Origin of the sequence: Caballeronia glebae (assembly GCF_001545035.1) — a bacterium.
Lineage (GTDB): Bacteria > Pseudomonadota > Gammaproteobacteria > Burkholderiales > Burkholderiaceae > Caballeronia > Caballeronia glebae.
Genome location: NZ_FCOJ02000011.1, coordinates 63,082 through 86,702 on the forward strand (window position 1 = coordinate 63,082; position 23,621 = coordinate 86,702).

A 23,621-nucleotide genomic window follows, 5' to 3' on the forward strand; every position below is an offset into this window, starting at 1 on the left:
AACGAGCATTCACGTTTTCAGCGCCGCGCTTCATGATGATCCGCAAATGCAACAACCATTCGGGACTTCATCATGAACACGATCCATACGGATGTCGCCATCATCGGCGCGGGCAGCGCGGGACTCTCCGCGTATCGCGCGGCGAAGGCGGCGGGCGCTTCGGCGATTCTCATCGAAGGCGGCGCGCACGGCACGACCTGTGCGCGCGTCGGTTGTATGCCGTCGAAGCTTCTCATCGCGGCGGCCGAGGCCGCGCATCACGCGACGCATGCGGCGGCATTCGGCGTGCATATCGACGGCGCGGTGCGCGTGGACGGGCGCGAGGTGATGGCGCGCGTGAAGCGCGAACGCGATCGCTTCGTGGGCTTCGTCGTCGCGGATGTCGATGCGATGCCCGAGGCGGCCAAGCTCACGGGCTACGCGCGCTTCATCGACGATAACCTGCTGCAAGTGGGCGACGATACGCACGTGCGGGCGAAGAGCGTCGTCATCGCGACGGGATCGAGCCCCGTGATGCCGGCGATGTATCGCGCGCTCGGCGAACGCGCCATCATCAACGACGATGTGTTCGCGTGGGACGATTTGCCGAAGCGTGTCGCGGTGATCGGCGCGGGTGTCATCGGACTGGAACTCGGTCAGGCGTTGGCGCGGCTCGGTGTGCGCGTGTCGGTGCTGGGTGCGCGCGGGCGCGTCGGGCCTTTGAGCGATCCGCAAGTGCGCGACTATGCCGGGCGCGTGTTCGCCGAAGCGTTCCGCTTCGAGCCGCACGCGCAGGTGCAGGCGGCCGTGCGCGAGGGCGACGAAGTGCGCTTGCGTTACGTGTCCGGTGCGGGCGAGACGATCGAAGACACGTTCGATTACGTGCTGGTGGCCGCTGGACGCAAGCCTAATGTCGGCGGGCTGGCTTTGCACAACACATCGCTCGCACTCGATGACGATGGCTTGCCGAAGTACGATCCGCTGACGTTGCAGGCGGGCGCACGTCCGGTATTCATCGCGGGCGATGCGAACGGCGTGCTGCCCTTGCTTCATGAAGCCGCCGATGAAGGCCGCGCGGCGGGCGCGAATGCGGCGCGGTATCCGCGAGTCGCGGCGCTCGAACGCCGTGCGCCGATCGCGATTGCGTTCACCGATCCGGGCATCGCGATGGTCGGCGCGCGGCATGTCGACCTGAAGCCCGAGTCTTTCGTGACCGGCGAAGTGAGTTTCGAGAATCAAGGCCGCAGCCGCGTGATGCTCAGGAATCGCGGCCTGATGCATGTGTATGTCGATCGCGCGAGCCGCCGCTTCGTCGGCGCGGAATGGATCGGACCGGATGCGGAACATATCGCGCATCTGCTCGCGTGGGCCTTGCAGATGAAGCTCACGGTCGATGAAATGTTGCGGATGCCGTTCTATCATCCGGTGGTCGAGGAAGGCCTGCGGACGGCGTTGCGGGATGCGGCCGGAAAGCTTGCATAAGCTTGTCGCGCCGGCCGAATCGTAATTCGGCCGGCGCGGGTTTCAGTCCTCCAGAAACCACCGTCCCGCACATTCGCTGCGGATGAAATCCGCGAGCCACTTCACCCGCGCGACATCGCGCGTCTCCGCCAGCGTCACGAGCCAGTAAGACCGCGACAGCGTAATTTCATCGGGGAACAGACGCACGAGATTCGGATCGGTACGCGCGATGAAGCATGGCAATACGCCGAGCCCGACGCCGCCCGACACCGCCGCCGCCTGGCTGATGACATTGGAAATGCGGATCGCCGGCACGAGCGAAGTCGAAATCTGCGGGAGATAGTTCAACTCCGCCGACCACATCTGATCCTCGACATACCCGACCCACGGATGCTTGAGCAATTCGCGCCGCGATTCGATTCCGCGATGCCGCGCCAGATAATCGCGCGAAGCATAGACGCCCAACGCGTAATCCGTCAGCTTGTGCGCGTACACGCGCCCTTGCGCGGGCCGCGTCATGCTCACCGCGAGATCGGCTTCGCGCTTCGAAAGACTGAACATGCGCGGATTCGCAATCAATTCGATTTCGAGCTGCGGATGCAGCGCCGATATCTGCGCGATGCGCGGCGCCAGAAAATACGTGCCGAACCCTTCCGGGGTGCCGATGCGCACACTTCCCGTCAGACCTATCGACGCGTCTTCCAGCCGATGACGCATGCGCATTGCGAGGCTTTCCATGCCTTCCGCATCGCTCAACACGCGCTCGCCCTCGGGCGTCAGCACAAACCCTTGCGAGCTGCGATCGAAAAGCCTCACGCCCAGCGCTTTTTCCAGCGAGGCCACGCGCCGGCTCAAGGTCGAATGATCGACGCCCAATTGCTGCGCGGCGACCGTGAGCCGGCCCAAACGCGAGATGGCGAGGAAAGCCTGAATGTCGTCCCAGTCGAAGCCGCGCATGGGGATTTTTGCACAGGGCGATTGTCGATTTGCCCATTCTATTGCAAGAAACTCACTGCTATCTTTTTCTGGACTCTGCACAAGCAGAGCATGCCGCCGCGAATATTCAGGAGACACACAGCATGTCGCTCATCGCGAAACTCAAGGCCCGTGCGCAGGAAGGCAAGCCGGTCAAGGTCGGTCTGATCGGCGCAGGAAAATTCGGCTCCATGTATCTGTCTCAGGCGCCGCGCACGCCGGGCATTCATCTCGTCGGCGTCGCGGATCTGTCGCCGGACCGGGCGCGTGCGTCGCTCAAACGTGTCGGCTGGGACGAGGCGCGTTATTCCGCGCGTTCGTGGAGCGAGGCGCGGGCCAACGGCTCGACCTTCATCACCGACGACGCCGACGCGATGATCGCAAGCGATCACGTCGATATCGTCATCGACGCGACGGGCAGCCCCGCCGCCGGCATTCATCACGCGCTTCTGTGCTGCAAACATCGCAAACACATCGTGATGGTCAATGTCGAAGCGGACGTGCTCGCCGGTCCGCTGCTCGCGCGCCGCGCGCAAGAAGCCGGCATCATCTACTCGATGGCCTCGGGCGATCAACCCGCGCTCATCGCGGAACTGGTGGACTGGGCGCGCACCATCGGCATGGAAGTGATCTGCGCGGGCAAGGGCACGAAGTATCTGCCGATCTATCATCAATCGACGCCCGATACGGTGTGGGGCCACTACGGCTTTACCGAAGAGCAGGTCGGCTCGGGCGACTTCAACGCGCAGATGTTCAACTCGTTCCTCGACGGCACGAAATCCGCGCTCGAAATGGCGGCGGTCTCCAATGCCTGCGATCTGCGTCCGCCCGCCGACGGTCTCGCGTTCCCCGCGTGCGGCGTCGACGATCTGCCCACCTTGCTGCGTCCCGCATCCGATGGCGGCATTCTTCCGCATCGCGGCAGCGTCGAAGTGGTGTCGTCGCTCGAACGCGACGGACGCCCCGTGTTCCGCGATCTGCGCTGGGGCGTGTACGCCGTCTTCGAAGCGCCCACCGATTACGTGCGCGACTGCTTCGCGCAATATGGCCTCAAGACGGACAGCACGGGCCGCTTCGCCGCGATGTACAAGCCGTATCACCTGATCGGCCTCGAACTCGGGCTGTCGATCGCGAGTATCGCCGTGCGCGGCGAAGCGACCGGCGCGACCTCGGGCTTTCATGGCGATGTCGCCGCTACCGCGAAGCGCGATCTGCGCGCGGGCGAGCGGCTCGACGGCGAAGGCGGCCACACCGTTTACGGCAAGCTGATGCCCGCCGCCGATTCGCTGATCCACGGCGCATTGCCTATCGGCCTCGCGCATAACGTCGTGCTGCAACGTCCGGTCGCCGCCGGACAGCCCGTGCGCTGGACCGATGTCGCCTTCGATGCGAACAAGGAATCGGTGCGCGTGCGACGCGAAATGGAAGGTATCTTCCGCGCCGAAATGAAGCTCGACGTGCCTGCGCAAAAGCTCGCCAGCTAATAACGACATGACCGTTCTTTGATCCCTTTTGCGCCCGGCCCATTCGATGGTTCGGGCGCTTCGCACTCTCAACGCCCGCCAAAGGGCGACGGAGGAGACATGAGCCAAATCAGCGAAACGCTAGGTGTTGCACAGTCCGGCACGTCGGACGTGTACCGCAAGATCACGTGGCGCATCATGCCGTTCATCGTGCTGTGCTATCTCTGCAATTATCTGGATCGCGTGAATGTCGGCTTCGCGAAGCTGCAAATGCTATCCGATCTCGGCTTCTCCGATGCGGTCTATGGCCTCGGCGCGGGTATCTTCTTTATCGGCTATTTCATCTTCGAAGTGCCGAGCAATCTTATCCTGCATCGGGTGGGCGCGAGGCGCTGGATCGCGCGCATCATGATCACGTGGGCGATCGTCTCCGCGCTCACGCTCGTCGTGAAAACGCCCACGCAGTTCTATGCCGTGCGCTTTCTGCTGGGCGTCGCCGAAGCGGGCTTCTCGCCGGGCATCATGCTCTATCTCACGTACTGGTTTCCCGCGAAGAAGCGCGGCTTCGCTTATGGCGTGTACTACATCGCGATTCCGCTCGCGGGCATCGTGGGCGGACCGCTTTCGGGATGGATTCTCTCCTCGTTCAGGCATTCCGGCGTGATGGCCGCGTGGCAGTGGCTCTTCCTGATCGAAGCGATTCCCGCGTTCATCGTCGGCATCATGGTGCTGTGGTTGATGGTCGATAAACCCAGCCAGGCGAAATGGCTCAGTGAAGACGAGAAGCGTCTCGTCACGCACGCGGTCGAACGCGAGGAAGCGGACAAGACCGCGCATCACAGTGCGCGCGACTTCCTCTCCGACGTCAATATCTGGAAGCTATGCGGCGTGTACTTTTGCCAGATCATCGGGCTTTACGGCATTAGCTTCTGGCTGCCTTCGATCATCAAGGACAGCGGGCTCACGAATGTCGAAGTAATCGGCTGGCTCTCGGCGGTGCCGTATGTCGTCGCGATTCCCGCGATCATCTTCACCGGCATGAGCGCCGACCGCTTCCGCTCGCGTCGCATGCACTTTTCGATCGCTCTCGTGATCGGCGCGATCGGCTTTGCGGCGAGTGGTTATGTCGGACATCAACCGCTGCTCGCGGTTATCGCGCTCAGCGTCGCGGCTGCGGGCATTCTGTCGGCGTTGTCGTTGTTCTGGGGCATTCCGGCCGCGTTTCTCGCGGGCACGTCGGCGGCCGCGGGCATCGCGGGTATCAATTGCGTCGGCAACCTCGCGGGCTTCGTGTCGCCCTACATGGTCGGCTGGCTGAACGTGACGACGCATAACAACAGCATCGGGCTGTATGCGGTCGCGGCTTTCATGATTGTCGGCGCGTTCGCGGTGCGCACGATTTCGGGGAAGCTCGCGGATCGTTGATGTAGCGTTTCCCGATGCAAAAAGCGGCCGCTTTCAATGCGGCCGCTTCCGCTTTGTCGATCATGATCGCGCGCACGTAAAATGGCGTCATGTCGAACGTATCCCGCAAATCTCCCCGGCAAGAGCCCGAGTTGCCGCTCCATACGCCCAGCACCGCATCGCTTGCGATCGCGGCGGCCATCGCGATGATCGCCTGGCTCGCGTTCGCCGCGCAGACGGACATCACCATCGCGCGCGTAGTTGGTCGCGGCTTCACCGTGTTCGACGGCATCGCGCGCATGAGCAGCTATCTCACGAATCTGACCGTGCTGCTGACCGCGTTCTGCTTCACCTGCGTCGCGACGCGCGCGCAGTTTCCGCTGGCGCGCTTCTTTCGCAAGCCGACCGTCGTGACGGCGGTCGTCGTGTACATCGTGTTCGTCGGGATCGCGTATAACGCGTTGCTGCGCTATCTATGGACGCCATCGGGCTATCGCGCGCTCGTCAACGAATCGCTGCATACCGTCGTGCCCGCGCTCGCGGCTTTGTACTGGTTCCTGTTCGTGCCGCGCTTTCATCTTTCATTGCAACGATGCGCGCTCTGGCTCGTCTATCCGCTGTCTTATCTCTCCATCACGCTATGGCGCGGACGTCTCTCCGACTTCTATCCCTATCCGTTCATCAATGTTTCGAAGCTCGGTTATGAGCGCGTTCTCGTCAATGCCGCGATGCTGGTCGTCGCGTTTCTCGTGCTAATGAGCGTGTTTCTCGTGATCAATCATCGGCGCGAAGACTTGAGCGTGGCCGATCCGGAAACCGAGGAAAGATGAAGCGCTTCGGAGGTGCGAATGCATCTCCGAAGGCATCAATGACGATCAGGCTTCTTTCGAATCGAACATCAGCAACTCGACGCCGGCCTGCGCGAAATTGGCGAGATCGCCAGCGGTCCTCTGGCCTTCGGGCGAGTTGAACGCGGTCTTGATTGCTTCCAGCGAATCGAATTGCAGCAGCGCGACGAGGTGATACGGCGACTCCCCGGATGCCGCCAAAACCGCCCCCGCGCTGATCTCATAGCGCCGCAGGCCCGGCAGCGTCTTCGCTAGCGGCGCGTGAGTCGAAGCATAGTAGTCGTCGAATGCCTTCGGGTCGGACGGGTTCTTGTATAGCGCCACGAGCTGGGCCATCTTCTTGTCTCCTGGTGGTTGTACGGCGTTAGAAGGAACATTGCGTCAACGCTACTGCTTTTCCAGTTGCAGATAGATGCGCTGCACGTTCTGCGGCTGCGCGATCGTATAGAGCTTGTAGTTCTTGAACGCGGGCACCTGCACGGTGTGCATCGCCTCGGTAAGGCCGACGCCGCTCTTGTACGCACGCTTCACCGCTGCTTCGAGTTGGCGCAAATACACGCCGGTCTGCATGATGTCGTCGCCGCGCAAGGGCGCGCCGAATCCGGGCACAACGGTCTTCAAATCGAGTCCGCGCAGGTTCTCCAGCGCGGCGAGCCAGCCGGCAATCTGTTCGTTGCGCAACTCGGGTATGCGTCCATTCGACACGAGCCCGCCCGCGAACAACACGCCGGTTTGCGTGTCGAGCACCGCGAGATCGCCGGGCGTGCTGGCGGCTCCGAAGTGCAGCAGTTGTAGCTTGCGCCCGCCGCTTTCGATCTCTGTCGTGCCGTTCACCGTTTGATCGGGCACGGTCACGCGCGAGCCGGCCATTTCATCTTCGCCGAGTGTCTTGCGCAGATTCGCGAGACAGATCGAACAACGTTCCCGGATCAATTGCGCGGCGCGTGCGTGCGCGAGGATCGGCACGTCGTCGTCGCGAAACGCGGCCGCGCCGAACACGAACTCGGGCGCCTGATGCGTGATGATGACGAGCTTCACCGGCAACGGCGTGACCTTGCGGATCGCTTCGATCATCGCGCGGCCATAGCGATACGACGAGCCCGTGTCGATCACCGTCACGCCGTCCTGCCCGACGATGAAACCGTTATTCGCGACGATGCCGTGATTCGCGGGCGCGACGGCATCGTTGTCGCCGATAAACGCGTACACGCCCGGCGCAATTGCAACGGGCACGGGCATGCCGCTCATCGCCGCGTGCGCGAGCGTGCTTGCAGCAAAGAACAGCGTGCAGAACAGCGCTCGCAAGCGGCGCGCCGTCATTTCATCGCCGAGGTTTGCGCGCCGCCCGGTTGCGCTTCGACCGCCACGGCGCCGTCCCAATGCTTGTTCTTCGTATCCTCGATAAACGCTTTCAACTCGCCGCTCCCGCCCGGCACGAAATAGAAGCGGAAATTCGGATTCTCGCTGATAGAAAAATTGACGTTCGCGGTCATCACCGGCTTATCCGCATACGTGACGGACACCTTGCGGATGAAATACGCCGACGAGTAGTTGCGCGTGACCTGGTTCATCGCCATGCCGGTCCGGTTCGGATGACGCACCATCAATTGCGCGAGTTCGGGCTTGCCCGTCACGGCCTTTCCTTCGGCCTGAATCCGGACCTGTCCCGCCGAACGCTCGGCGGCGTCTTCGTCCTTGTCGGCGGGCGCGGAACAGCCACCCGACGCCTTCACGAAACGAACCGCGCTATAGAGCTTGCCGTCGTTCGTCTCCGCGATCACGCGCATGAACGTGTAGTCCTCCACGCGCACGCGCGTTTCGATCGTCGCCAGGCCCGACTCCGGCGTGAGTTCGAACGATCCCGCGAACGGTTCCGGATTCTCGTCGATGAAAAGATATAGCTTCTTGATGTAACGCGCGGGCGTCTGCGGGAATTGCGCGTTGATCGCGATCGGCACGACGGCGGCATCCGCCGCGCGCGCGGGTGCATCGAGCTTGATAACCGCATCGCCGTGCGTGTCGATCGTGCGGCCCTTGAACGTGCCTTCCTTGAAGTCGAGCCAGCGCGCCACCTTGTCGGGATCATCGCCGGGCTGCGCCGCCTGCGCGGCATAGGGCGCGAGCGCCGCGGCGGCGAGGCTCGCGATCGTCATCGCGCGAACGCCGGACCATGCTGTCTTCATGATGTCCTCCAGTGCTGCACTACTGCTCCCATTCGAGCTCCGCATACGCGGCCGTCACATTGCGACGGTGATACAGATCGAACAGAAGCCACTTGTCCTTCTCATCGAGACCGATGCTGTCGACCGCTTGCCGGATCGTTTCGCCTCGCTTGATAGCCGCACGCACGTCGCGCGCCAGATCGGCGAGATAACGCGCTTCGGCGTCGAGCGATTGCGGCCAGGGCGGATCGAGCGGACCGTGTCCCGGCACGACGTGACGCGGATTCATCTGGCGAATGTGCGCGATGTCGTCGAGCCAGCCGAGCACGCTGCCGTCGATCACGGGAATGCAGCGCACAAAGAGAAGATCGCCGGTCCATAACGTGCCAGTCTTCTCATCGTATACCGTCAAATCGTTGTTGGTATGCGCGGTTTTCCATGTGCGCAGCGTGAGTGTGCGTCCGCCGATATCGAGCGTGCCCGTGCCGTCGATCGTCCTGGTCGGCGCGACGATCTCGCTGCCCGCCGCCGCGCTGCCCAACTCGCGATTCAACGCGCGCATATAGTTGTCCGCGCGCGACGCTTCCGCCTGCGCGAGCTTTGCGCTGCCCACGAATTGCGGATGATCGGCCTTGAAAGCCGCATTGCCGAAAATATGATCCGGATGCATATGCGTGTTGATGACATAGCAAACCGGCAGCGGCGTGACCGCGCGTATCGCGGCACGTAACGCGCGGCCTTCCGCGAGCGTGCCGCCGGTGTCGATCACCGCCACGCAGCGCGCGCCGACGATGAAGCCCACGTTCGCGATATCGCCGCCGTTCTCGCGCGTGGCGACATCGTCGTGACCGCGATGCGCATAGTTGCCCGGTGCGATCCGCGTCACCGAAAGCACGGTCTCGCCACGCGCGATAGTTGCAGATGCAAATAGTATGAGGAACGCGACAAAATGCCAGGCCGATGCGACGTTCATCGGACGGCACTTGCCTCGGCGAGACGCCTCGGTCTGCGCAAGCCGAACTGCGCATATTCGCGCTCCAGAAACGGCTCGGCGTGTTCGAGGAGGAAGCGGCGAAACGCGAGACAGGTTGGCGAAAGTTGCTTCGAGCGCGAATGCACGAGTTGCCACGTCCGTTCGACGGGCGTGCCGTTCACGTCGAGCACGGCGATTTCGCCGGTGCGCAATTCGAGCGACAGCGTGTGCAGCGAGATGAGGCTCACGCCCATGCCCGCCATCACTGCCTGCTTGATGGTTTCATTGCTGCCGAGCGTGACGCTGTGCGCGGGCACGAAAAGGTTTTGCCGGAATACATGCTCGGCGACCGCGCGTGTGCCCGAGCCGGGCTCACGCAGCAGGAAAGTATCGTTCGCGAGTTCCTGCAGATCGAAACCCTTCGCGTGACGCAACGGATGCGACAGCGGCGCGACGATCACATGCGGATGATAGGCGAGCGGTTCAGCCGTCGTGCCCAGTTCGGGCGGCGGACGCCCCATGATCGCGAGATCGGTCGCGTTGTCCTGCAAGAGACGCAAAAGCGTTTCCCGGTTGCCGACGGAGAAACGCACATCGACCTTCGGATACTGTTGCCTGTAGAGCGCGAGAAGCTTGGGCGCGAAGTACGTCGCCGAACTGACGATGCTCACCGCGATCGAGCCGCTATCGGCCTGCGTGAGCGACATCATTGCGTCTTCGGCGTCCTTGATTTCGCCGAGTATGCGGCTTGCGTGATGCGATAACCTTTCACCGGCTTCCGTCAGCGAGAGACGCCGCGCGACGCGTTCGAACAGCGGCAGACCGATTGCTTCTTCCAGTTGCCGGATTTGCATCGATACCGCCGGTTGCGTGAGATGCAATTCCTCGGCCGCGCGCGCGAAGCTCGGACAGCGGCTTGCTATCACGAAGATCTGCAACTGGCGCAGCGTCAGGGAACGGATGAAGTTCACGTGGGTTTTCGGCGCGGCAACGCTAATAAGCCAATAACAAACCGGGATCGGGCGCCCAAGAAATCACCGGCTAGCCCGAGGCGCATTCGAGGGCTTCACCGGCGCACTCCCCGGCGCAGTCATATTCTTCAGCGTCCCTCGATAAGCGATCGTCTCCTTCTGCAACGGATGCGCAAAATCGTTCCCATCGCCGGGCACTTCGGTGCGGATCATGAGCAATCGCCCGGGCACGTCGTCGGCCATGACGAACGTATAGCGCTTGGCCGTGTACTTGGTGAAGCGCTCCGCATTCGGATCGTTCAAATAAGGCTGAATGACGATCTGCTGCGCCTTCGCATGCTTGCCGAGCCCGAGCGATTCGCTCGACACCGGGGTTATCGCGGGCCCCGCCGCCAGCGCCATGCGCACGCGTTGCTGGAAATAGCGCCGCTGACCGCCCGTCAGTTGCGCCATCTCCGCGACGTCATGCTCAAGAAAATAGATGATCGCCGGATTGCAAGGCAAGCCGCCCGGGACGTTCACATTGCCCGTGCGATCGGTCACTTTCGCGTCGTTCTTGCTGTTGCCCTGACTCACGACGAGCACGCGCAGCGTGTCGTTCACCTTCGACGGCGGACCGGAGTAATCCACCGCGTAGTCGAGTTCGGTCTGCGGTTCGACACCGTTCAAATGCTGCTGCATGAATAGCAACTGCTCGGCCGGCTTGATGTCGGCCGATGGCGTGGAAGCCGCGGGCGCATCCGCGGCTATCGCGTAAAGCGGCATCGAGCTGCCCAGCGCGACTACGCATGCGTAAAGAAAGCCCCCATATAAGCGCTTCATTGCGCGCTTACCGGCTGCAACGGCAGCAATGGAACCTGATAGCTCGACAAGATCTGATCGATCTTCGGCTGATTCGAGGCTATCCAGTTATCGACCTTATCGCGCCATGCCTTTTCGCCATAACGCACGCCCATTGAAATCTCGTAGTCGAAGCGGATCGGCTGACCCGCCGGGAACGGCACGAGGCGCACCTTGTTATCCGAGCGATTGGCGAAATAGCCCGCGATCGGCCCCCATACGAAGGCTGCATCGACATTGCCCTGCACCAGATCGCGTTCGATCATCTCGCCGGGAAAGGCTTCGGGATCGCCACTTTGTCCTTGATACGACACGGCCTGCTGGATCAGGTTATGACTCAGCAGCCAGTCTACCGCCGGACTCTTCACGAAGATGCCGAGCTTCATCTTCTTCAGTTGATCGGGCGGAAGATTCATCAGGTCCGAAGGCGCTTTGATGCTCGCGTATTCGGGCTTGTTCGGTAACACCATCGCGTAAGTGGAATGCAGATACGGACGCGTCGTGGCAGTCAGTTCATAACCTTTCGGCACGCCGATGATCAGATCGCATTTGAAGCGCTCCGATTGCGGCACCTTTTCGCGCAGCGTATTGCGCACGAAACCCATACGTTGCGGCCAATACGTGTATTCGAGCTTGTAGCCGAAATCGCTCGCCATCTGGCTCGCGATCTTGTTCTCGTAGCCTTCGCCCTTCTGGTTCGAAAGCGGCATGTTGTTCGGATCGGCGCACACGCGCAGAATGCCGTCCGCCCCATCGTTGTTCGGCAGATTGGGGGGCGGGCCGCCCGCACCTTGCGCGAGCGCCTGTTGCGCCGAGAACGTCGCAAACGCCGCGAAGAACGCGGCTACGAATCGGAACGAAGCGGCGCGGCTTGCATTACGATCAGACATCGACACCTCCGGTATGAGAGCAATCATCAGACGTCAGCCGTATATCGGCCATGCAACGTCGTCATTTTGCATCGATTGCCTGCAGATCGCCGGGGTTGATCTTGCCGTCGGAGCGCCCCTTCAGATACGCGTAGAGGTTCTCCCAGTTCTTCTGCATCATCTGGCTCGCGCTGAAGTCGGGCATGCCCTTGTCCACGCGTCCGCCGAATACGGTCCGATGAAACTCGTTCTTGTCGAGCGACTTGAAAGCATCGATCAGCGACGGGCCGACCATCCCTTCCTGCTTCGCCCCGTGACAGCGTTCGCACGCGAGCGCGCGCCAGGTCTTCCAGCCCTGCAGCGTGTCGCTGTCTACCTTGTTGCCATCGACGACCTTGTACGCGACCGGCTTCAATTGTGCAGGCATCGCGGGCGGTGTCTGCGCAAACGAAGCGGACGAGGCGGCGAGCGTCATCGTCAGCAGCAAGAGTGATCGGCCTTTCATACGTCTGACTCCTTGAACATGTCTTGTATATGGGGTGTTTCGGCGCGGCGGCCGTTGCAGCCGCCGCGCTTCATGCATCGACTACGCACATCGAACGGGAGGATCAACCGCCCGGAATCGCGAACACGAAGAGCGTGCCGCCGAGAGCCGTGTACTTCGCGAGCTCCTTGTAGCCGCCGACCGCGCCCAGGCCTTCCGTCGACTTTTCGAGACCCGCCGCCATGCCGATGCCGGCCCAGCCGCCGATACCCGAGTACACGCCGACAAATTGCTTGCCCTGGTACTGGTACGTGAACACGTTGCCGATGACGCCCGACGGCGTCTTGAACTTCCACAGTTCCTTGCCGTCCTTGATGCGCACTGCCTTGATATAGCCTTCGAGCGTGCCGTAGAACACGACGCCGCCGGCGGTCGCGAGCGCGCCGGACCACACCGAGAACCTCTCCGGCTTGGACCACACGATCTTGCCCTTCGCGGCATCCCAAGCGATGAAGTTACCCATCGCGCCTTTCTCGTTCGGACCCGGATACATCGAAAGCGTCGCGCCGACGAACGGCTGACCCGACACGTAATCGACCTGGAACGGCTCGTAGTCCATGCAGACGTGATTCGTCGGCACGAGGAACAACTTCGAGCCCGGGTCGAATGCGGCCGGCTGCTGATCCTTCGAGCCGAGCGCCGCGGGGCAGATGTTCTTCACGTTGTGATCGGGACCGGCTTTCTGCGTCGAGTAGCTCGCATTGCGAATCGGCAGGCCACTCTTCAGATCGACGCTATCGGCCCAGTTCACCGCCGGGTCGTACTTCTGCGCGACGAGCAGTTCGCCGGTCTGACGATTCAGCGTATAGCCGAAGCCATTGCGGTCGAAGTGAACGATCGCCGGCACGGTCTTGCCGCCGATGTTCAGGTCGGAGAGGATCATCTCGTTGACGCCGTCGTAGTCCCATTCGTCGTGAGGCGTCATCTGATAGACCCACTTCGCGGTGCCCGTGTTGAGATCACGCGCGAAGATCGTCATCGACCACTTGTTGTCGCCCGGACGCTGCGTCGGGTTCCACGTGCCCGGATTGCCCGAGCCGTAGTACACAAGGTTGAGCTTCGGGTCCCATGCGTACCAACCCCACGTGGTGCCGCCGCCGTATTTCCACTGATCGCCCTGCCAGCTCTTGAGCGACGAGTCCGCACCGACGGGCGCCATCTTGCCGTCGGTCCAGGTCATGGTCGCCTGCGGGTCCATCAGCATTTCGTTGTCGGGGCCGGTGCTGTAGGCCTTCCAGACTTCCTTGCCGTCCTTGATGTTGTACGCGATGAGCCGTCCGCGAACGCCGAACTCACCCCCGGAGATGCCGGTCAGCACCTTGTCGCCGAAAACGTGCGGCGCGTTGGTGTTGGTTTCGCCCTTCTTCGAATCGCCGTTCTGCGCGGTCCATACGACGTCGCCTGTTTTCGCGTCGAGCGCGACGAGCTTGGTGTCGGCTTGCTGGAGGAAGATCTTGCCGTCGCCATATGCAAGGCCGCGGTTGACCGTATCGCAGCACATCACCGAGATAACCTGCGTGTCCTGCTTCGGCTGGTATTGCCAGATGAAGGTCTGATCCTTCAGGTTGATGGCGATAACTTTGTTAGGGAACGGCGAGTGGATATACATCGTGTCGCCGATGACGAGCGGCGAGCCTTCATGGCCGCGCAGCACACCCGTCGACATGGTCCAGGCAACCTGTAGCTTGCCGACGTTGTTTTCGTTGATTTGCTTGAGCGTGCTATAGCGGTGATTCGAATAATCGCCCGCTTGCGCCGCCCAGTTCGAGGGATTCTTGATCAGGCTATCCAGTTGCGAGTCGGCCTGGGCCACATAAGAATTCAGGCCAGCCGTCGCGACCACCGCCAGTCCAAGAACCAGGGTGCGTAAGTTCATGTCTCCTCCAGAATGGTGATGCCTCCGACCCAGGGATGACTACGCTACCAGGTTGCATCGTGCGCGCCTTCAAATGCAGGTAACGAGTTGCGCCTCGCCCGGTACATAGCCGGACTCTTGCGTAGAGAGGCCAATTGCATATTCCATGCCGGTTTAACTTCTGCTGCTTCAAATCGGGAATTTGACGGAAGATGCTGTCGCAAGCGGACGGGTTCCTGTCGTGTGGCGACACATACTGTGTCAAATACGCGAAAAAGTGCACGACGTGGAACACCGAAGCGGCGCGCGTGACATGACGCGATGCAGCATGTTTTCTTTGGCGCATACTGGTTGTTTCCGTCGATTCTTATTTGGAGGCTTCGCCATGGCTCAAGCCGAAAAGGTCTATTCCGACGAGGAGATCCAGCAACGTTTGACCGGCGCGCTCAAGCATTGGTATGTCGAGGATGGCTGGCTCAGACGCAAGTTCAAGACCGAGGGCTGGAAAGGAACGCTCATGGTCGTCAATACGGTGGGACATCTAGCGGAAGCCGCGTGGCACCATCCGGATCTCACGGTTTCTTATGCGTTTGTGATCGTCAAACTGAAGACCCATTCCGCCAAGGGCATCACCGATAAGGACTTTGCGCTGGCTTCGAAGATAGAGGATGTTATCCAGTGGCAGCCTGGGAAAGAAGATGGACCTCTGGATGGCACGCCTTCGGATGATCAGCGATTCCGCTATATCAAGTATGACGAGGCTTGATCGGGGGTCTGCTTTTAGCGCCGCGTTTGTCATTGGTTTATTAGCGTTGCCCCGATGCGGGGCAACCGCTTTCTTTGGCTATCAAAGAAAAAGAGCTATCCCCAACGAAAACACTTCAGGCCGGCTGGTTTCCGTAGCAGACCCGACGGCAGCGCGCAGCGCTGTGCCGAAGCTATTTGGTGCTGAACCAGCGCGCCATAACTTCTAGCTAGTCAGACCGTGCGCGAGCCAAGCCGGGATAGCCCTATGAGGGCGACACTTAGGCGAGTGCCGCCTTGAACGAGAAAAGTGGCCAACGTGCGTATGACTGCGGGCGTGACGAGCTGCTTTCTTTGGTTACTTTCTTTGCAGCGGCAAAGAAAGTGACTGCCGCCCCGCACAGGGGCAGCGCCAATAGACCGACACGAATACGGGATCCGGCGACAAACCATAAAAACCCCTCGCCTGGTACAGGATTTGCCTAACTCCAAGGCCCTATAAAAAGATCCGCCCATAGGAAGCCACCCCCGATGCCGACCTCCCCCGCACGCATATCGCCGTCCTCGGCGATCACAGTCGAATCGCCTGCGCGCCTGCATCTTGGCTTCATCGACCCGAACGGCTCGCTGGGCCGCGTCTTCGGCAGCGTAGGCTTGGCCATAGATGCCCACGGCACGCGCATCACTGCCCGCCAGGCACCGGCATCGCGACGCAAAGCGATCGTCGAAGGCGCGACAACCGATACCCAACGCGAGCGCATCGAGCGACACATCGAGCAACTGGAAGCCGCGCTAGGCAAAGGCCCGGCCATCGACATCGAGATACATGAAACACCGCGCGCCCACACGGGCCTGGGCTCCGGCACGCAACTGGCGCTCGCGCTCGGCACCGCATTCGCACGCGTCCGAGGCCACGAGGCCACCACCGCCGATATCGCAAAAATACTCACACGCGGCGCGCGCTCAGGCATCGGCATACATGGATTCGATCACGGCGGCCTGATCGTCGACGGCGGCCGCGATGCGCGCAACCCGTCCATCACGACCCTGCCGCCGCTGATCGCGCGCCAGCCGTTCCCCGAAGCATGGCGCGTCCTGCTCATCGACGACACTTCGCGCGAAGGCCTGCACGGCGACGAAGAAAAGCGCGGCCTCGCGTCGCTCGCGCCCTTCCCCGCTGCGCTCGCCGCGCATCTCTCCCATCTCGTGCTGATGCGCGTTCTTCCCGCCGTCGCGGAAAACGATTTCGACACCTACGCCGAAGCCATCTGCGATCTGCAGCAAACCATCGGCGAATACTTCGCGCCCGTGCAAGGCGGCGTGTTCGCGAGCCCCGCCGTCGCGCGCGCGCTCGAAGCCGTCGCCGCCGAGCAAAAGGCGGGCATCGGACAGACGTCGTGGGGTCCGGTCGGCTTCGCGTTCGTCGCGAGCGCACTGGACGCCGAACGCGCGCTCGCCGCCGCGCAGCGCGTCTCGCCGGGCGCACCGCTCACGTTCACGGTGGCCGCGGGACGCAATCGCGGCGCGACATGGCGGGCGGCAGGTCTGCGTCATCCCGACGCGAACGCGGCCTGAGCACCGAGCGTACATCGACAGATTCAATCGCCATCACCACGCCAAACGAGTCCATCGCCATGCCCGAAGCCACCGAAAGACCCTACGTCCTGCACATGTTCACGAGCACGCCGCAAATGAGTCCGTTCGATGTGAACATGGCAGCCGACGCGGGCTATCAGATCCTCGTGCCTTACTGCAACGTCGACGAGGACAGCGTCGTGCAGCTCACGCAGGACGCGATCTTCTCGCGCGGGCCGAAAGGCGTGTCGCGCACCGGCATCTTCATCGGCGGACGCGACGTGATGCTCGCCGCCGACATGCTCGAAAAAGCCCGCAACGCGATGGTCCCGCCCTTCGAAGTCTCCGTCTTCGCCGATCCGAGCGGCGCGTACACGACCGCCGCCGCGCTCGTCGCGCTCGCGGAAAAACATCTGCGCGCCGCGCACTCCGTCGATCTCGGCGGCAAGCGCGTGCTGATACTCGGCGGCACGGGCGCGGTCGGACGCGTGGCGGCGGCGATGGCCGCATCGCTCGGCGCGGATGTCGTCGTCGCGAGCCATTCGAGCCAGTCGCGCGCGACGCAAGTGAGCGACGAGATCAATCGCCGCTTCGATATCGCGACCTCGGGCGTCGCGACCGGCTCGCCCGATCAACTGCATCGCGAACTCGCACGCGCCGAAGTCGTGTTCGCGACGGCGGTGGCGGGCGTGCAGGTGATGACGTCCGCCGATATCGCGCACGCGAAGAACCTCCTGATCGCCGCCGATGTGAACGCCGTGCCGCCCGAAGGCATCGCCGGCGTCAACGTGATGGACGACGGCAAGCCGCTCGCGGGCGCCGCTCGCGCAGACGCCGTGGGCATCGGCGCGCTCGCGATCGGCAACGTCAAATATCAGGCGGAGCATCGGCTCTTCGTGCGCATGCGCACCGGCGGCAAGCCGGTCTATCTCGGCTTTCCCGAAGCGTTCGACGAAGCCCGCGCGATCGTCGCGGGACAAAGCTCATGATTGCGAGCGAACTGTCCCGCGCGCCGCGCATTGCCGTCGCGGGATTGTCGGCGCGGCTTTTGACGCAATCCGCGGCGCGCGCCGGGCTGAACGTCGTCGCGCTCGATATCTTCGGCGACCGCGACACGCGCGAGCACGCGGGCATGTGGTTCGATATCGGCGGCAAGGGTCTGTCGATCGATCGCGCGCGTCTCTACGATGCGCTCGAACACGCCGCGCGCCTGCCGCGCATGCTCGGCCTCATCGTGACGAGCGGACTGGAGCCGCTGACGGGCGAGCTGAGCCGCGCGCCGCGCGTGCCGCGCTTCATCGGCAACGGCGCGCAGGCGGCGGCGGTGCGCGATCCGCGTCGTTTCTTCGCGCTGCTCGACGAGGCGCATATCGCGCATCCGGGAGTGCGTCACACGCCGCCCGCCGATCGGGACGGGTGGCTCGTGAAACGTTCGGACGGATGCGGCGGCACGCATATCGAATGGGCCGGCGAGGTCGAGCGCGCGCCCGGCTGCGCTTATTTTCAGCGGCTCGCGACGGGCCGTTCGATGTCCGCGCTCTTCGTCGCCGCGCATCGCGAGGCGGCGGTGATCGGCTTCGCGGAGCAACTGACGGTCGCAGCGGGACGCCTGCCCTTCGTCCACGCGGGCTCGCTCGGGCCGGTGCGATTGCCCGCGCAGATTGCGGCGCGTATCGTCGAAGCCATCGAGCGAATCGTCTGGCAAACGGATCTGACCGGCCTGAACAGCATCGACTTTCTGCTCGACGGCGATACCTTCAGCGTGCTCGAAATCAACACGCGCCCGTCGTCGACGATGGCGCTCTACGAAGCCGCCTGGCCCGACGCGTGGCCGCGCGGATTGATCGGCGCGCATCTGGACGCGTGTCTGCACGGCGAGCTGCCGCACACGCCGCACACGCCCGATGCAGCCACGGAAACGCCGCCGCTTTATGCCGGGCAGCGCGTGGTGTTCGCGCATGAGGGCTTCAGCGCATCGCGCGCGTTCAGCGACGCATGTTTCGACGATCCCGCGTGCCACGACGTGCCGCTCGTCGGCGCGCGCATCGAAGCGGGCCAGCCGGTCTGCACGATGACCGTGTCCGCGCCCGCGTTCTCCGATCTGCGCGACGCGCTGGACCGCGAGCACGCGCGCCTTCTGCAACGCATCGAAACCTTGTCGAGACCATGACTTCAACTTTTCAGGCGGATGCCGCGCTGAGCGTCAACGCGTCTAGCGAGCGGCTCGTCGCGCGTCTCATCGAGGATGCCGCGCGCCTGCACGTCGAGATCACGCGCACGGACGGCGGCACCGTCATCGTCGATGCGGGCGTGAACGCCAAAGGCAGCGCCGACGCGGGCGTGCTCATCGCGCGCATCTGCATGGGCGGGCTCGGGCGCGTGGCGCGGCGCATCGCCTTCGATGACGCACCGCTTTGGCCGGGCTTCGTCGAAGTGCATACGAGCAATCCGGTGCTCGCGTGCCTCGCGAGCCAGTACGCGGGCTGGAGCCTGTCGGCGACCAAGGAGCAGACGGGCGGCAAGAAGTTCTTCTCGCTCGGCTCGGGCCCGGCGCGCGCGCTCGCGTGCAAGGAACCGCTCTTCGACGAACTCGGTTATCGCGACCGCCACGATCGCGGCGCGCTCGTGATGGAAGTGGATCGCCTGCCGCCGCAGGTCGTCATCGATAAGGTGCTTAACGACTGCGGCCTCGCGCCGGACAAGCTCGTGATCGCCGTGACGCCGACACAGTCTGTCGCGGGCACGGTGCAGGTCGTCGCGCGTGTCGTGGAAGTCGCGCTGCACAAGACGCATGTGCTGGGCGTCGATCTCGCCGAGATCGTCGAAGGCAGCGGCAGCGCGCCGCTTCCGCCGCCCGCGCCCGACGGCGTTCAGGCGATGGGCCGCACCAACGACGCGATTCTCTACGGCGGCCGCGTGCATCTCACCGTGAAAAGCGATGCGATTGCGAAGCGTCTCGCCGCCGAACTGCCGTCGTCGAACGCGCGCGATTACGGGCGTCCGTTCGCGGACATCTTCACGTCGTTCAACTACGACTTCTATCAGATCGACCCGGCGCTCTTCGCGCCCGCCGAAGCGTGGGTGTCGAGTCTGGAAAGCGGCGCGACGTATCACGGCGGCAAGGTCGATCGCGCGTTGCTCGAAGCGCAATGGAGCGCGTCATGAGCTTTCGCGTCGCCATCATGACCGACGAAACCGGCTGGCACACCGGCCGCCTGAAAAAGGCGTTCCGCGTGCGCGACGTGGAAGCGCGTTGCGTCGATCTCGCCGATTGCCGCATCGACACGACCTGGCGGCCGCACGGTCTCGCGATCCCCGGCTTCGGCCACGCGCTGCCCGACGCGGTGTTCGTGCGCGGCATCGCGGGGGGCACCTTCGAACAGGTGACGTTGCGGCTCGGCATTCTGCATGCGCTGCGCGAATGCGGCGTGCCCGTCTATAACGATGCACGCGCGATCGAGCGCAGCGTCGACAAGTCGATGACGAGCTTTCTGCTCAACCGCTACGGCGTGCCGACGCCCGCGACGTGGGCCGCCGAATCGACGGCGCATGCGCAACGCGTGCTGATGCGCGAGACGGCGGCGGGCCGGCAGGTCGTGATGAAGCCGCTCTTCGGCTCGCAGGGCAAGGGACTGAAGAAACCCGGCGTGAGGCTGCCATCGCTCAAAGCCTTCAGCCAGGTCGCGTATCTGCAACGCTATGTCGACACGGGCACGCCCGGCTTCGACTGGCGCGTGCTCGTGATCGGCGGCAAGGCCATCGCCGCGATGAAGCGCGTGGGCGGCGAGGACTGGATTCACAACTTCGCGCGCGGTGCGAGATGCGAGCCGGCGGAACTCACGCCCGCGCTGACGGAAGCCGCCGTGCGCGCGACGGCGGCGCTCGGGCTCGATTACGCGGGCGTCGATTTGATTCCGGCGGAGGGCGGGCGGCCGGTCGTGCTCGAAGTGAATGGCGTCGCGGCGTGGCGCGGTCTGCAATCGGTGACGCCGCTCGATATCGCGGCGCTGCTCGTCGACGATTTTCTCGATCGCAAGCTGGCCGTATCGAAAGGCACGCTCGCGCTCGCCAGCGGCGATGAGCGCGTCTGAGCTCGCGCGCACCGCGTTTCTGCGCGCGTGCCGGCTCGACGTCGAGACGAAGAAGCCCGGCAACGTGAGCGTCGCGAGCGCGGGACACAACATGACGTCGGCGCAATTCATCGCGAGCGCGGGCACGGCGGCGGCGGGCCTCTTCGCGCCTCGCGCACGCGTGGGCGCGCGCATTCTCGACGCCGTGCGGCGCACCTTCGACGCGGTCGGCTGCAATACGAATCTCGGCATCGTCTTGCTCGCCGCGCCTTTGTGCGCCGCGCTCGAACGTTTCGATGCGGGCGATCCGGTCGATGCATCGCGCTGGCACGCGGCGACGCAACACGTGCTCGCGCAACTCGACGTAGACGATGCGCGCCTCGCCTATCGCGCGATCGCGCTCGCCAATCCGGGCGGCCTCGGCGATGCGCCCGAGCAGCCCGTGCACGCGCCGCCGACCGTGACCCTGCGCGAGGCGATGACGCTCGCGGCGGATCGCGACAGCATCGCGCGTCAATACGAAAACGGATTCGCCGATGTCTTCGGCGCGGGCCTCGATGCGGCGGGCGCGCTCAACGCGGCGACGGAACATCGCGCGATGCTCGACGTCTTCCTGACGTTTCTTGCTGGCTGGCCTGATTCGCACATTGTGCGCAAGCAGGGCGCGGCGGTGGCGCAAAGTGTCACGCGCGATGCGGCGATGCATCGCGCGAACTGGCGCGCGGCGGGCTGTCCCGTCGAGTCTTCGGCGCTCGATGAATGGGACGCCGGACTGAAGGCGCGCGGCATCAATCCGGGCACGAGCGCGGACCTCGCGGTAGCGACGCTTTTCGTCGCGCTGATGATGTCATCGGCAAATGCATGAAGTCTGCCGGCGCGAACAAAAAATTGGCACGGAACATGTTAGGAAGTTCTCGGTTGAGCGGTCGCACCGGCAATCCGGTCGAATCGCGAGCCTTGCGCGGCTTTGAGTCTTACCGTCGCGAGTCGAGAGCAAGTCGCTAGTCCCTGGAACCACACATCACTGGAGGAACAGCATGGCCAAGATCAACCGCGTCCTGGTAGGCGAGTCGCTCGTCGGCGATGGCAACGAGGTCGCACACATCGACTTGATCGTCGGACCGCGAGGTTCCGCTGCCGAAACCGCGTTCTGCAACGCGCTCACGAACAACAAGGACGGCTTCACGTCGCTGCTCGCCGTGGTCGCGCCGAATTTGCTCACCAAACCGAACACGATTCTCTTCAACAAGGTGACGATCAAGGGCGCGAAACAGGCCGTGCAGATGTTCGGCCCGGCGCAGCGCGCGGTGGCGATGGCTGTCGCCGACAGCGTGGAAGCCGGCGTCATTCCCGCCGACGAAGCCGACGACGTGTTCATTTGCGTCGGCGTGTTCATCCACTGGGACGCGAACGACGACCAGAAGATTCACGACTTCAACTATCAGGCGACGAAGGAAGCACTCGCGCGGGCGGTGGCGGGCGAGCCCTCGGCCAAGGATGTAGTATCGAAAAAGAGCACGATGTCGCATCCGTTCTCGCCGAGTTAATTCGGCGTCTGGCCGGCGCGGGTTTTTTGAGCGCGCGCCGGCCTGCACGCTCTCCATTCGATAACTTCGAGGCTCTTCGCATGACCCCACGTTGCTGCGCGTTGACGGTGCTCACTTGCCTCTCGCTGATTTCGCCGCTTTCGTTCGCCGCGACGGGAACCGGGGGCGCCGCGCCCGCGAAGACTCACAACTATCCGACCGAAGGCCGCGTCGAATACGTGCTCGGATGCATGGACGATAACGGGCACGATTTCGCCAACGTGTACAAGTGCTCTTGCGCGATCGACAAGATCGCGCAGGTGCTTACTTATGACGATTACGTCGAGCAATCCACGTTTTCGAAATACGCCACGTTAGGCGGAGAAGGCGGGGCCGAGTTTCGGGTGGATCGCGCGAAGGCGCAGACGAAGAAGTATCGGGATTTACAGAAGGATGCGTATAAGGCTTGTGGGATTCAGCAGAAGTCCGCGGCGAAGTGATGTTATGTTTTTTTGCTTGTTAGTGTTTTCCCCGAGTTCGACGAAAACACTAACAAGAACAGCAAAGTTATCCCGGTACATACCCCCGCCCGATCCACGCAAGGCTAACGGGACCGCCACCCCGTTCCTCGACCTTTCGATGCCGCTCGATCACAACACCGACAGCATCGACATCATCGAACTTCGCTGGCTTGGCTAGCGTAACTCTGACCCAATGCGCCCCGAAATCTGCGATAACCATCTGCGCGATGCGCTCGGCCAGCGCCTCCAGCAACTGCAATCCGTGCGACGCGAGCAGGCCGTGAATCGCCTCCCGCACCGCCGCATAATTGACAGTGTCCTCGATCCGGTCCGTCACGCAGGCGCGCAACGATGGCACTCCGATCGCAAGACTCATGCGCACCGTTTGCGGATCGTGCAACTCGGTCTTGTCGATGCCGATGACGGTTTGCCCCGTGAGTCCTTCGATATAAACGATATCCATCGCGGCGCGCGACCCTACGGCGGCAGGTTGCGGCGCAACATAGACAGTTTCGCGAATCGGTTCGAATCGGCCCATATGTTCGTCGCCGCGCGAAAGCGGCCCTTTATAGAGAAATACCCGGCGCCCATCGCCGAATTCACTCACGAGTAGCAAGCAAAAAACGGGCGCGTTTGTTCTACTCTATGCGACTACTTATTGAACCTACGCGACTAAGGATGTAAAGTTTTTGAGAACCGGTCGTTCGGGAAGTTATCCGATCGTCCGGCCACGAGGCGCGCCTGCGATCGAAACACAAGCGAAGAAACGGATCGGGCACGGACGGCCGCAGCGCCAGCGTAAAACACAACAGATTCGGCGTCGAACGGCCGCGCGATTCTC

24 protein-coding genes are annotated in these 23,621 nt (G+C 63.0%); 13 read left to right on the top strand and 11 right to left on the bottom strand.

Features of this window, described 5'->3' with window-relative positions; translation table 11 throughout:
• Positions 1 to 72: 72 nt before the first annotated feature.
• Positions 73 to 1,461, top strand: coding sequence for a dihydrolipoyl dehydrogenase (locus tag AWB82_RS10100; protein WP_086966990.1), 1,389 nt, complete (start codon positions 73 to 75; stop codon positions 1,459 to 1,461).
• A 42-nt stretch (positions 1,462 to 1,503) separates the two neighbouring features.
• Here the strand turns inward: AWB82_RS10100 and AWB82_RS10105 are convergent, their stop codons facing one another.
• Complete coding sequence (locus AWB82_RS10105; RefSeq protein ID WP_086966991.1) at positions 1,504 to 2,397, bottom strand: LysR family transcriptional regulator; 894 nt, start codon at positions 2,395 to 2,397, stop codon at positions 1,504 to 1,506.
• A 122-nt stretch (positions 2,398 to 2,519) separates the two neighbouring features.
• On the opposite strand from AWB82_RS10105, the gene AWB82_RS10110 reads away from it, so the two are divergent.
• The 3 genes from AWB82_RS10110 (at position 2,520) to AWB82_RS10120 (ending at position 6,112) form a co-directional block, all read left to right on the top strand.
• Positions 2,520 to 3,899, top strand: a complete 1,380-nt coding sequence (locus AWB82_RS10110; RefSeq protein WP_086966992.1) for an NAD(P)H-dependent oxidoreductase — start codon at positions 2,520 to 2,522, stop codon at positions 3,897 to 3,899.
• 99 nt (positions 3,900 to 3,998) lie between these two features.
• Positions 3,999 to 5,303 carry an MFS transporter gene (locus AWB82_RS10115; protein WP_086966993.1) on the top strand — a complete coding sequence of 435 codons (1,305 nt, stop codon included), beginning with the start codon at positions 3,999 to 4,001 and terminating at the stop codon, positions 5,301 to 5,303.
• An 89-nt stretch (positions 5,304 to 5,392) separates the two neighbouring features.
• On the top strand, positions 5,393 to 6,112 hold the full coding sequence (locus AWB82_RS10120; RefSeq protein ID WP_086966994.1) for a Pr6Pr family membrane protein: 720 nt from the start codon (positions 5,393 to 5,395) through the stop codon (positions 6,110 to 6,112).
• 45 nt (positions 6,113 to 6,157) lie between these two features.
• On the opposite strand, the gene AWB82_RS10125 is transcribed toward AWB82_RS10120, so the two are convergent.
• From AWB82_RS10125 to AWB82_RS10165, 9 genes are all read right to left on the bottom strand, one after another.
• A complete protein-coding gene (locus AWB82_RS10125; protein WP_086966995.1) occupies positions 6,158 to 6,466 on the bottom strand; it encodes an EthD family reductase in 309 nt (102 codons plus the stop codon).
• Between the two features lie 51 nt (positions 6,467 to 6,517).
• Entirely contained in the window at positions 6,518 to 7,450 is a 933-nt protein-coding gene (locus tag AWB82_RS10130) for an MBL fold metallo-hydrolase (RefSeq protein WP_086966996.1), read from the bottom strand.
• A complete protein-coding gene (locus AWB82_RS10135) occupies positions 7,447 to 8,313 on the bottom strand; it encodes a quinoprotein dehydrogenase-associated SoxYZ-like carrier (protein WP_086966997.1) in 867 nt (288 codons plus the stop codon). Before AWB82_RS10135 ends, AWB82_RS10130 begins: the two co-directional genes overlap by 4 nt.
• 19 nt (positions 8,314 to 8,332) lie before the next feature.
• Positions 8,333 to 9,265 (bottom strand): quinoprotein relay system zinc metallohydrolase 2, encoded by a 933-nt coding sequence (locus AWB82_RS10140; RefSeq protein WP_086966998.1) that lies wholly within the window; start codon positions 9,263 to 9,265, stop codon positions 8,333 to 8,335.
• Entirely contained in the window at positions 9,262 to 10,236 is a 975-nt protein-coding gene (locus tag AWB82_RS10145; RefSeq protein WP_086966999.1) for a LysR family transcriptional regulator, read from the bottom strand. Before AWB82_RS10145 ends, AWB82_RS10140 begins: the two co-directional genes overlap by 4 nt.
• Before the next feature lie 63 nt (positions 10,237 to 10,299).
• Complete coding sequence (locus AWB82_RS10150; RefSeq protein ID WP_086967000.1) at positions 10,300 to 11,058, bottom strand: hypothetical protein; 759 nt, start codon at positions 11,056 to 11,058, stop codon at positions 10,300 to 10,302.
• Positions 11,055 to 11,966, bottom strand: coding sequence for a substrate-binding domain-containing protein (locus tag AWB82_RS10155; protein WP_086967001.1), 912 nt, complete (start codon positions 11,964 to 11,966; stop codon positions 11,055 to 11,057). The genes AWB82_RS10150 and AWB82_RS10155 overlap by 4 nt, the downstream gene beginning before the upstream one ends.
• A gap of 61 nt (positions 11,967 to 12,027) precedes the next feature.
• Positions 12,028 to 12,450 (bottom strand): c-type cytochrome, encoded by a 423-nt coding sequence (locus AWB82_RS10160; protein ID WP_086967002.1) that lies wholly within the window; start codon positions 12,448 to 12,450, stop codon positions 12,028 to 12,030.
• A gap of 103 nt (positions 12,451 to 12,553) precedes the next feature.
• A complete protein-coding gene (locus tag AWB82_RS10165) occupies positions 12,554 to 14,365 on the bottom strand; it encodes a methanol/ethanol family PQQ-dependent dehydrogenase (RefSeq protein WP_086967003.1) in 1,812 nt (603 codons plus the stop codon).
• 364 nt (positions 14,366 to 14,729) lie between these two features.
• Here AWB82_RS10165 and AWB82_RS10170 point away from each other — a divergent pair, with 364 nt between their 5' ends.
• The 9 genes from AWB82_RS10170 (at position 14,730) to AWB82_RS10210 (ending at position 22,759) form a co-directional block, all read left to right on the top strand.
• Complete coding sequence (locus tag AWB82_RS10170; protein WP_086967004.1) at positions 14,730 to 15,110, top strand: 4a-hydroxytetrahydrobiopterin dehydratase; 381 nt, start codon at positions 14,730 to 14,732, stop codon at positions 15,108 to 15,110.
• A gap of 509 nt (positions 15,111 to 15,619) precedes the next feature.
• Positions 15,620 to 16,663, top strand: a complete 1,044-nt coding sequence (locus tag AWB82_RS10175; RefSeq protein ID WP_086967005.1) for a beta-ribofuranosylaminobenzene 5'-phosphate synthase family protein — start codon at positions 15,620 to 15,622, stop codon at positions 16,661 to 16,663.
• A gap of 59 nt (positions 16,664 to 16,722) precedes the next feature.
• Positions 16,723 to 17,652, top strand: coding sequence for an NAD(P)-dependent methylenetetrahydromethanopterin dehydrogenase (locus AWB82_RS10180; protein WP_086967006.1), 930 nt, complete (start codon positions 16,723 to 16,725; stop codon positions 17,650 to 17,652).
• Positions 17,649 to 18,833, top strand: coding sequence for an ATP-grasp domain-containing protein (locus AWB82_RS10185; RefSeq protein WP_086967007.1), 1,185 nt, complete (start codon positions 17,649 to 17,651; stop codon positions 18,831 to 18,833). The genes AWB82_RS10180 and AWB82_RS10185 overlap by 4 nt, the downstream gene beginning before the upstream one ends.
• Positions 18,830 to 19,828 carry a methenyltetrahydromethanopterin cyclohydrolase gene (mch, locus tag AWB82_RS10190; protein ID WP_086967008.1) on the top strand — a complete coding sequence of 333 codons (999 nt, stop codon included), beginning with the start codon at positions 18,830 to 18,832 and terminating at the stop codon, positions 19,826 to 19,828. The genes AWB82_RS10185 and mch overlap by 4 nt, the downstream gene beginning before the upstream one ends.
• Positions 19,825 to 20,754 (top strand): ATP-grasp domain-containing protein, encoded by a 930-nt coding sequence (locus AWB82_RS10195; RefSeq protein ID WP_096031426.1) that lies wholly within the window; start codon positions 19,825 to 19,827, stop codon positions 20,752 to 20,754. The genes mch and AWB82_RS10195 overlap by 4 nt, the downstream gene beginning before the upstream one ends.
• Positions 20,741 to 21,598 (top strand): triphosphoribosyl-dephospho-CoA synthase, encoded by an 858-nt coding sequence (locus AWB82_RS10200; RefSeq protein WP_086967010.1) that lies wholly within the window; start codon positions 20,741 to 20,743, stop codon positions 21,596 to 21,598. Before AWB82_RS10195 ends, AWB82_RS10200 begins: the two co-directional genes overlap by 14 nt.
• A gap of 172 nt (positions 21,599 to 21,770) precedes the next feature.
• Positions 21,771 to 22,280 (top strand): formaldehyde-activating enzyme, encoded by a 510-nt coding sequence (fae, locus tag AWB82_RS10205; protein ID WP_086967011.1) that lies wholly within the window; start codon positions 21,771 to 21,773, stop codon positions 22,278 to 22,280.
• An 80-nt stretch (positions 22,281 to 22,360) separates the two neighbouring features.
• A complete protein-coding gene (locus AWB82_RS10210; protein WP_086967012.1) occupies positions 22,361 to 22,759 on the top strand; it encodes a hypothetical protein in 399 nt (132 codons plus the stop codon).
• A gap of 67 nt (positions 22,760 to 22,826) precedes the next feature.
• Here the strand turns inward: AWB82_RS10210 and AWB82_RS10215 are convergent, their stop codons facing one another.
• Positions 22,827 to 23,318 (bottom strand): dihydroneopterin aldolase, encoded by a 492-nt coding sequence (locus AWB82_RS10215; RefSeq protein ID WP_235023253.1) that lies wholly within the window; start codon positions 23,316 to 23,318, stop codon positions 22,827 to 22,829.
• Positions 23,319 to 23,621 lie beyond the last annotated feature (303 nt).

Excerpts from the sequence above, each read along its gene's own strand:
- AWB82_RS10120 (WP_086966994.1), top strand. The coding sequence starts at position 5,393 with ATGTCGAACGTATCCCGCAAATCTCCCCGGCAAGAGCCCGAGTTGCCG.
- AWB82_RS10165 (WP_086967003.1), bottom strand. The coding sequence starts at position 14,365 with ATGAACTTACGCACCCTGGTTCTTGGACTGGCGGTGGTCGCGACGGCT.
- AWB82_RS10155 (WP_086967001.1), bottom strand. The coding sequence starts at position 11,966 with ATGTCTGATCGTAATGCAAGCCGCGCCGCTTCGTTCCGATTCGTAGCC.
- AWB82_RS10200 (WP_086967010.1), top strand. The coding sequence starts at position 20,741 with ATGAGCGCGTCTGAGCTCGCGCGCACCGCGTTTCTGCGCGCGTGCCGG.
- AWB82_RS10170 (WP_086967004.1), top strand. The coding sequence starts at position 14,730 with ATGGCTCAAGCCGAAAAGGTCTATTCCGACGAGGAGATCCAGCAACGT.
- fae (WP_086967011.1), top strand. The coding sequence starts at position 21,771 with ATGGCCAAGATCAACCGCGTCCTGGTAGGCGAGTCGCTCGTCGGCGAT.
- AWB82_RS10100 (WP_086966990.1), top strand. The coding sequence starts at position 73 with ATGAACACGATCCATACGGATGTCGCCATCATCGGCGCGGGCAGCGCG.
- AWB82_RS10110 (WP_086966992.1), top strand. The coding sequence starts at position 2,520 with ATGTCGCTCATCGCGAAACTCAAGGCCCGTGCGCAGGAAGGCAAGCCG.
- AWB82_RS10140 (WP_086966998.1), bottom strand. The coding sequence starts at position 9,265 with ATGAACGTCGCATCGGCCTGGCATTTTGTCGCGTTCCTCATACTATTT.
- AWB82_RS10185 (WP_086967007.1), top strand. The coding sequence starts at position 17,649 with ATGATTGCGAGCGAACTGTCCCGCGCGCCGCGCATTGCCGTCGCGGGA.
- AWB82_RS10175 (WP_086967005.1), top strand. The coding sequence starts at position 15,620 with ATGCCGACCTCCCCCGCACGCATATCGCCGTCCTCGGCGATCACAGTC.
- AWB82_RS10125 (WP_086966995.1), bottom strand. The coding sequence starts at position 6,466 with ATGGCCCAGCTCGTGGCGCTATACAAGAACCCGTCCGACCCGAAGGCA.
- AWB82_RS10130 (WP_086966996.1), bottom strand. The coding sequence starts at position 7,450 with ATGACGGCGCGCCGCTTGCGAGCGCTGTTCTGCACGCTGTTCTTTGCT.
- AWB82_RS10180 (WP_086967006.1), top strand. The coding sequence starts at position 16,723 with ATGCCCGAAGCCACCGAAAGACCCTACGTCCTGCACATGTTCACGAGC.
- AWB82_RS10215 (WP_235023253.1), bottom strand. The coding sequence starts at position 23,318 with ATGGGCCGATTCGAACCGATTCGCGAAACTGTCTATGTTGCGCCGCAA.
- mch (WP_086967008.1), top strand. The coding sequence starts at position 18,830 with ATGACTTCAACTTTTCAGGCGGATGCCGCGCTGAGCGTCAACGCGTCT.
- AWB82_RS10115 (WP_086966993.1), top strand. The coding sequence starts at position 3,999 with ATGAGCCAAATCAGCGAAACGCTAGGTGTTGCACAGTCCGGCACGTCG.
- AWB82_RS10160 (WP_086967002.1), bottom strand. The coding sequence starts at position 12,450 with ATGAAAGGCCGATCACTCTTGCTGCTGACGATGACGCTCGCCGCCTCG.
- AWB82_RS10150 (WP_086967000.1), bottom strand. The coding sequence starts at position 11,058 with ATGAAGCGCTTATATGGGGGCTTTCTTTACGCATGCGTAGTCGCGCTG.
- AWB82_RS10210 (WP_086967012.1), top strand. The coding sequence starts at position 22,361 with ATGACCCCACGTTGCTGCGCGTTGACGGTGCTCACTTGCCTCTCGCTG.
- AWB82_RS10195 (WP_096031426.1), top strand. The coding sequence starts at position 19,825 with ATGAGCTTTCGCGTCGCCATCATGACCGACGAAACCGGCTGGCACACC.
- AWB82_RS10105 (WP_086966991.1), bottom strand. The coding sequence starts at position 2,397 with ATGCGCGGCTTCGACTGGGACGACATTCAGGCTTTCCTCGCCATCTCG.
- AWB82_RS10135 (WP_086966997.1), bottom strand. The coding sequence starts at position 8,313 with ATGAAGACAGCATGGTCCGGCGTTCGCGCGATGACGATCGCGAGCCTC.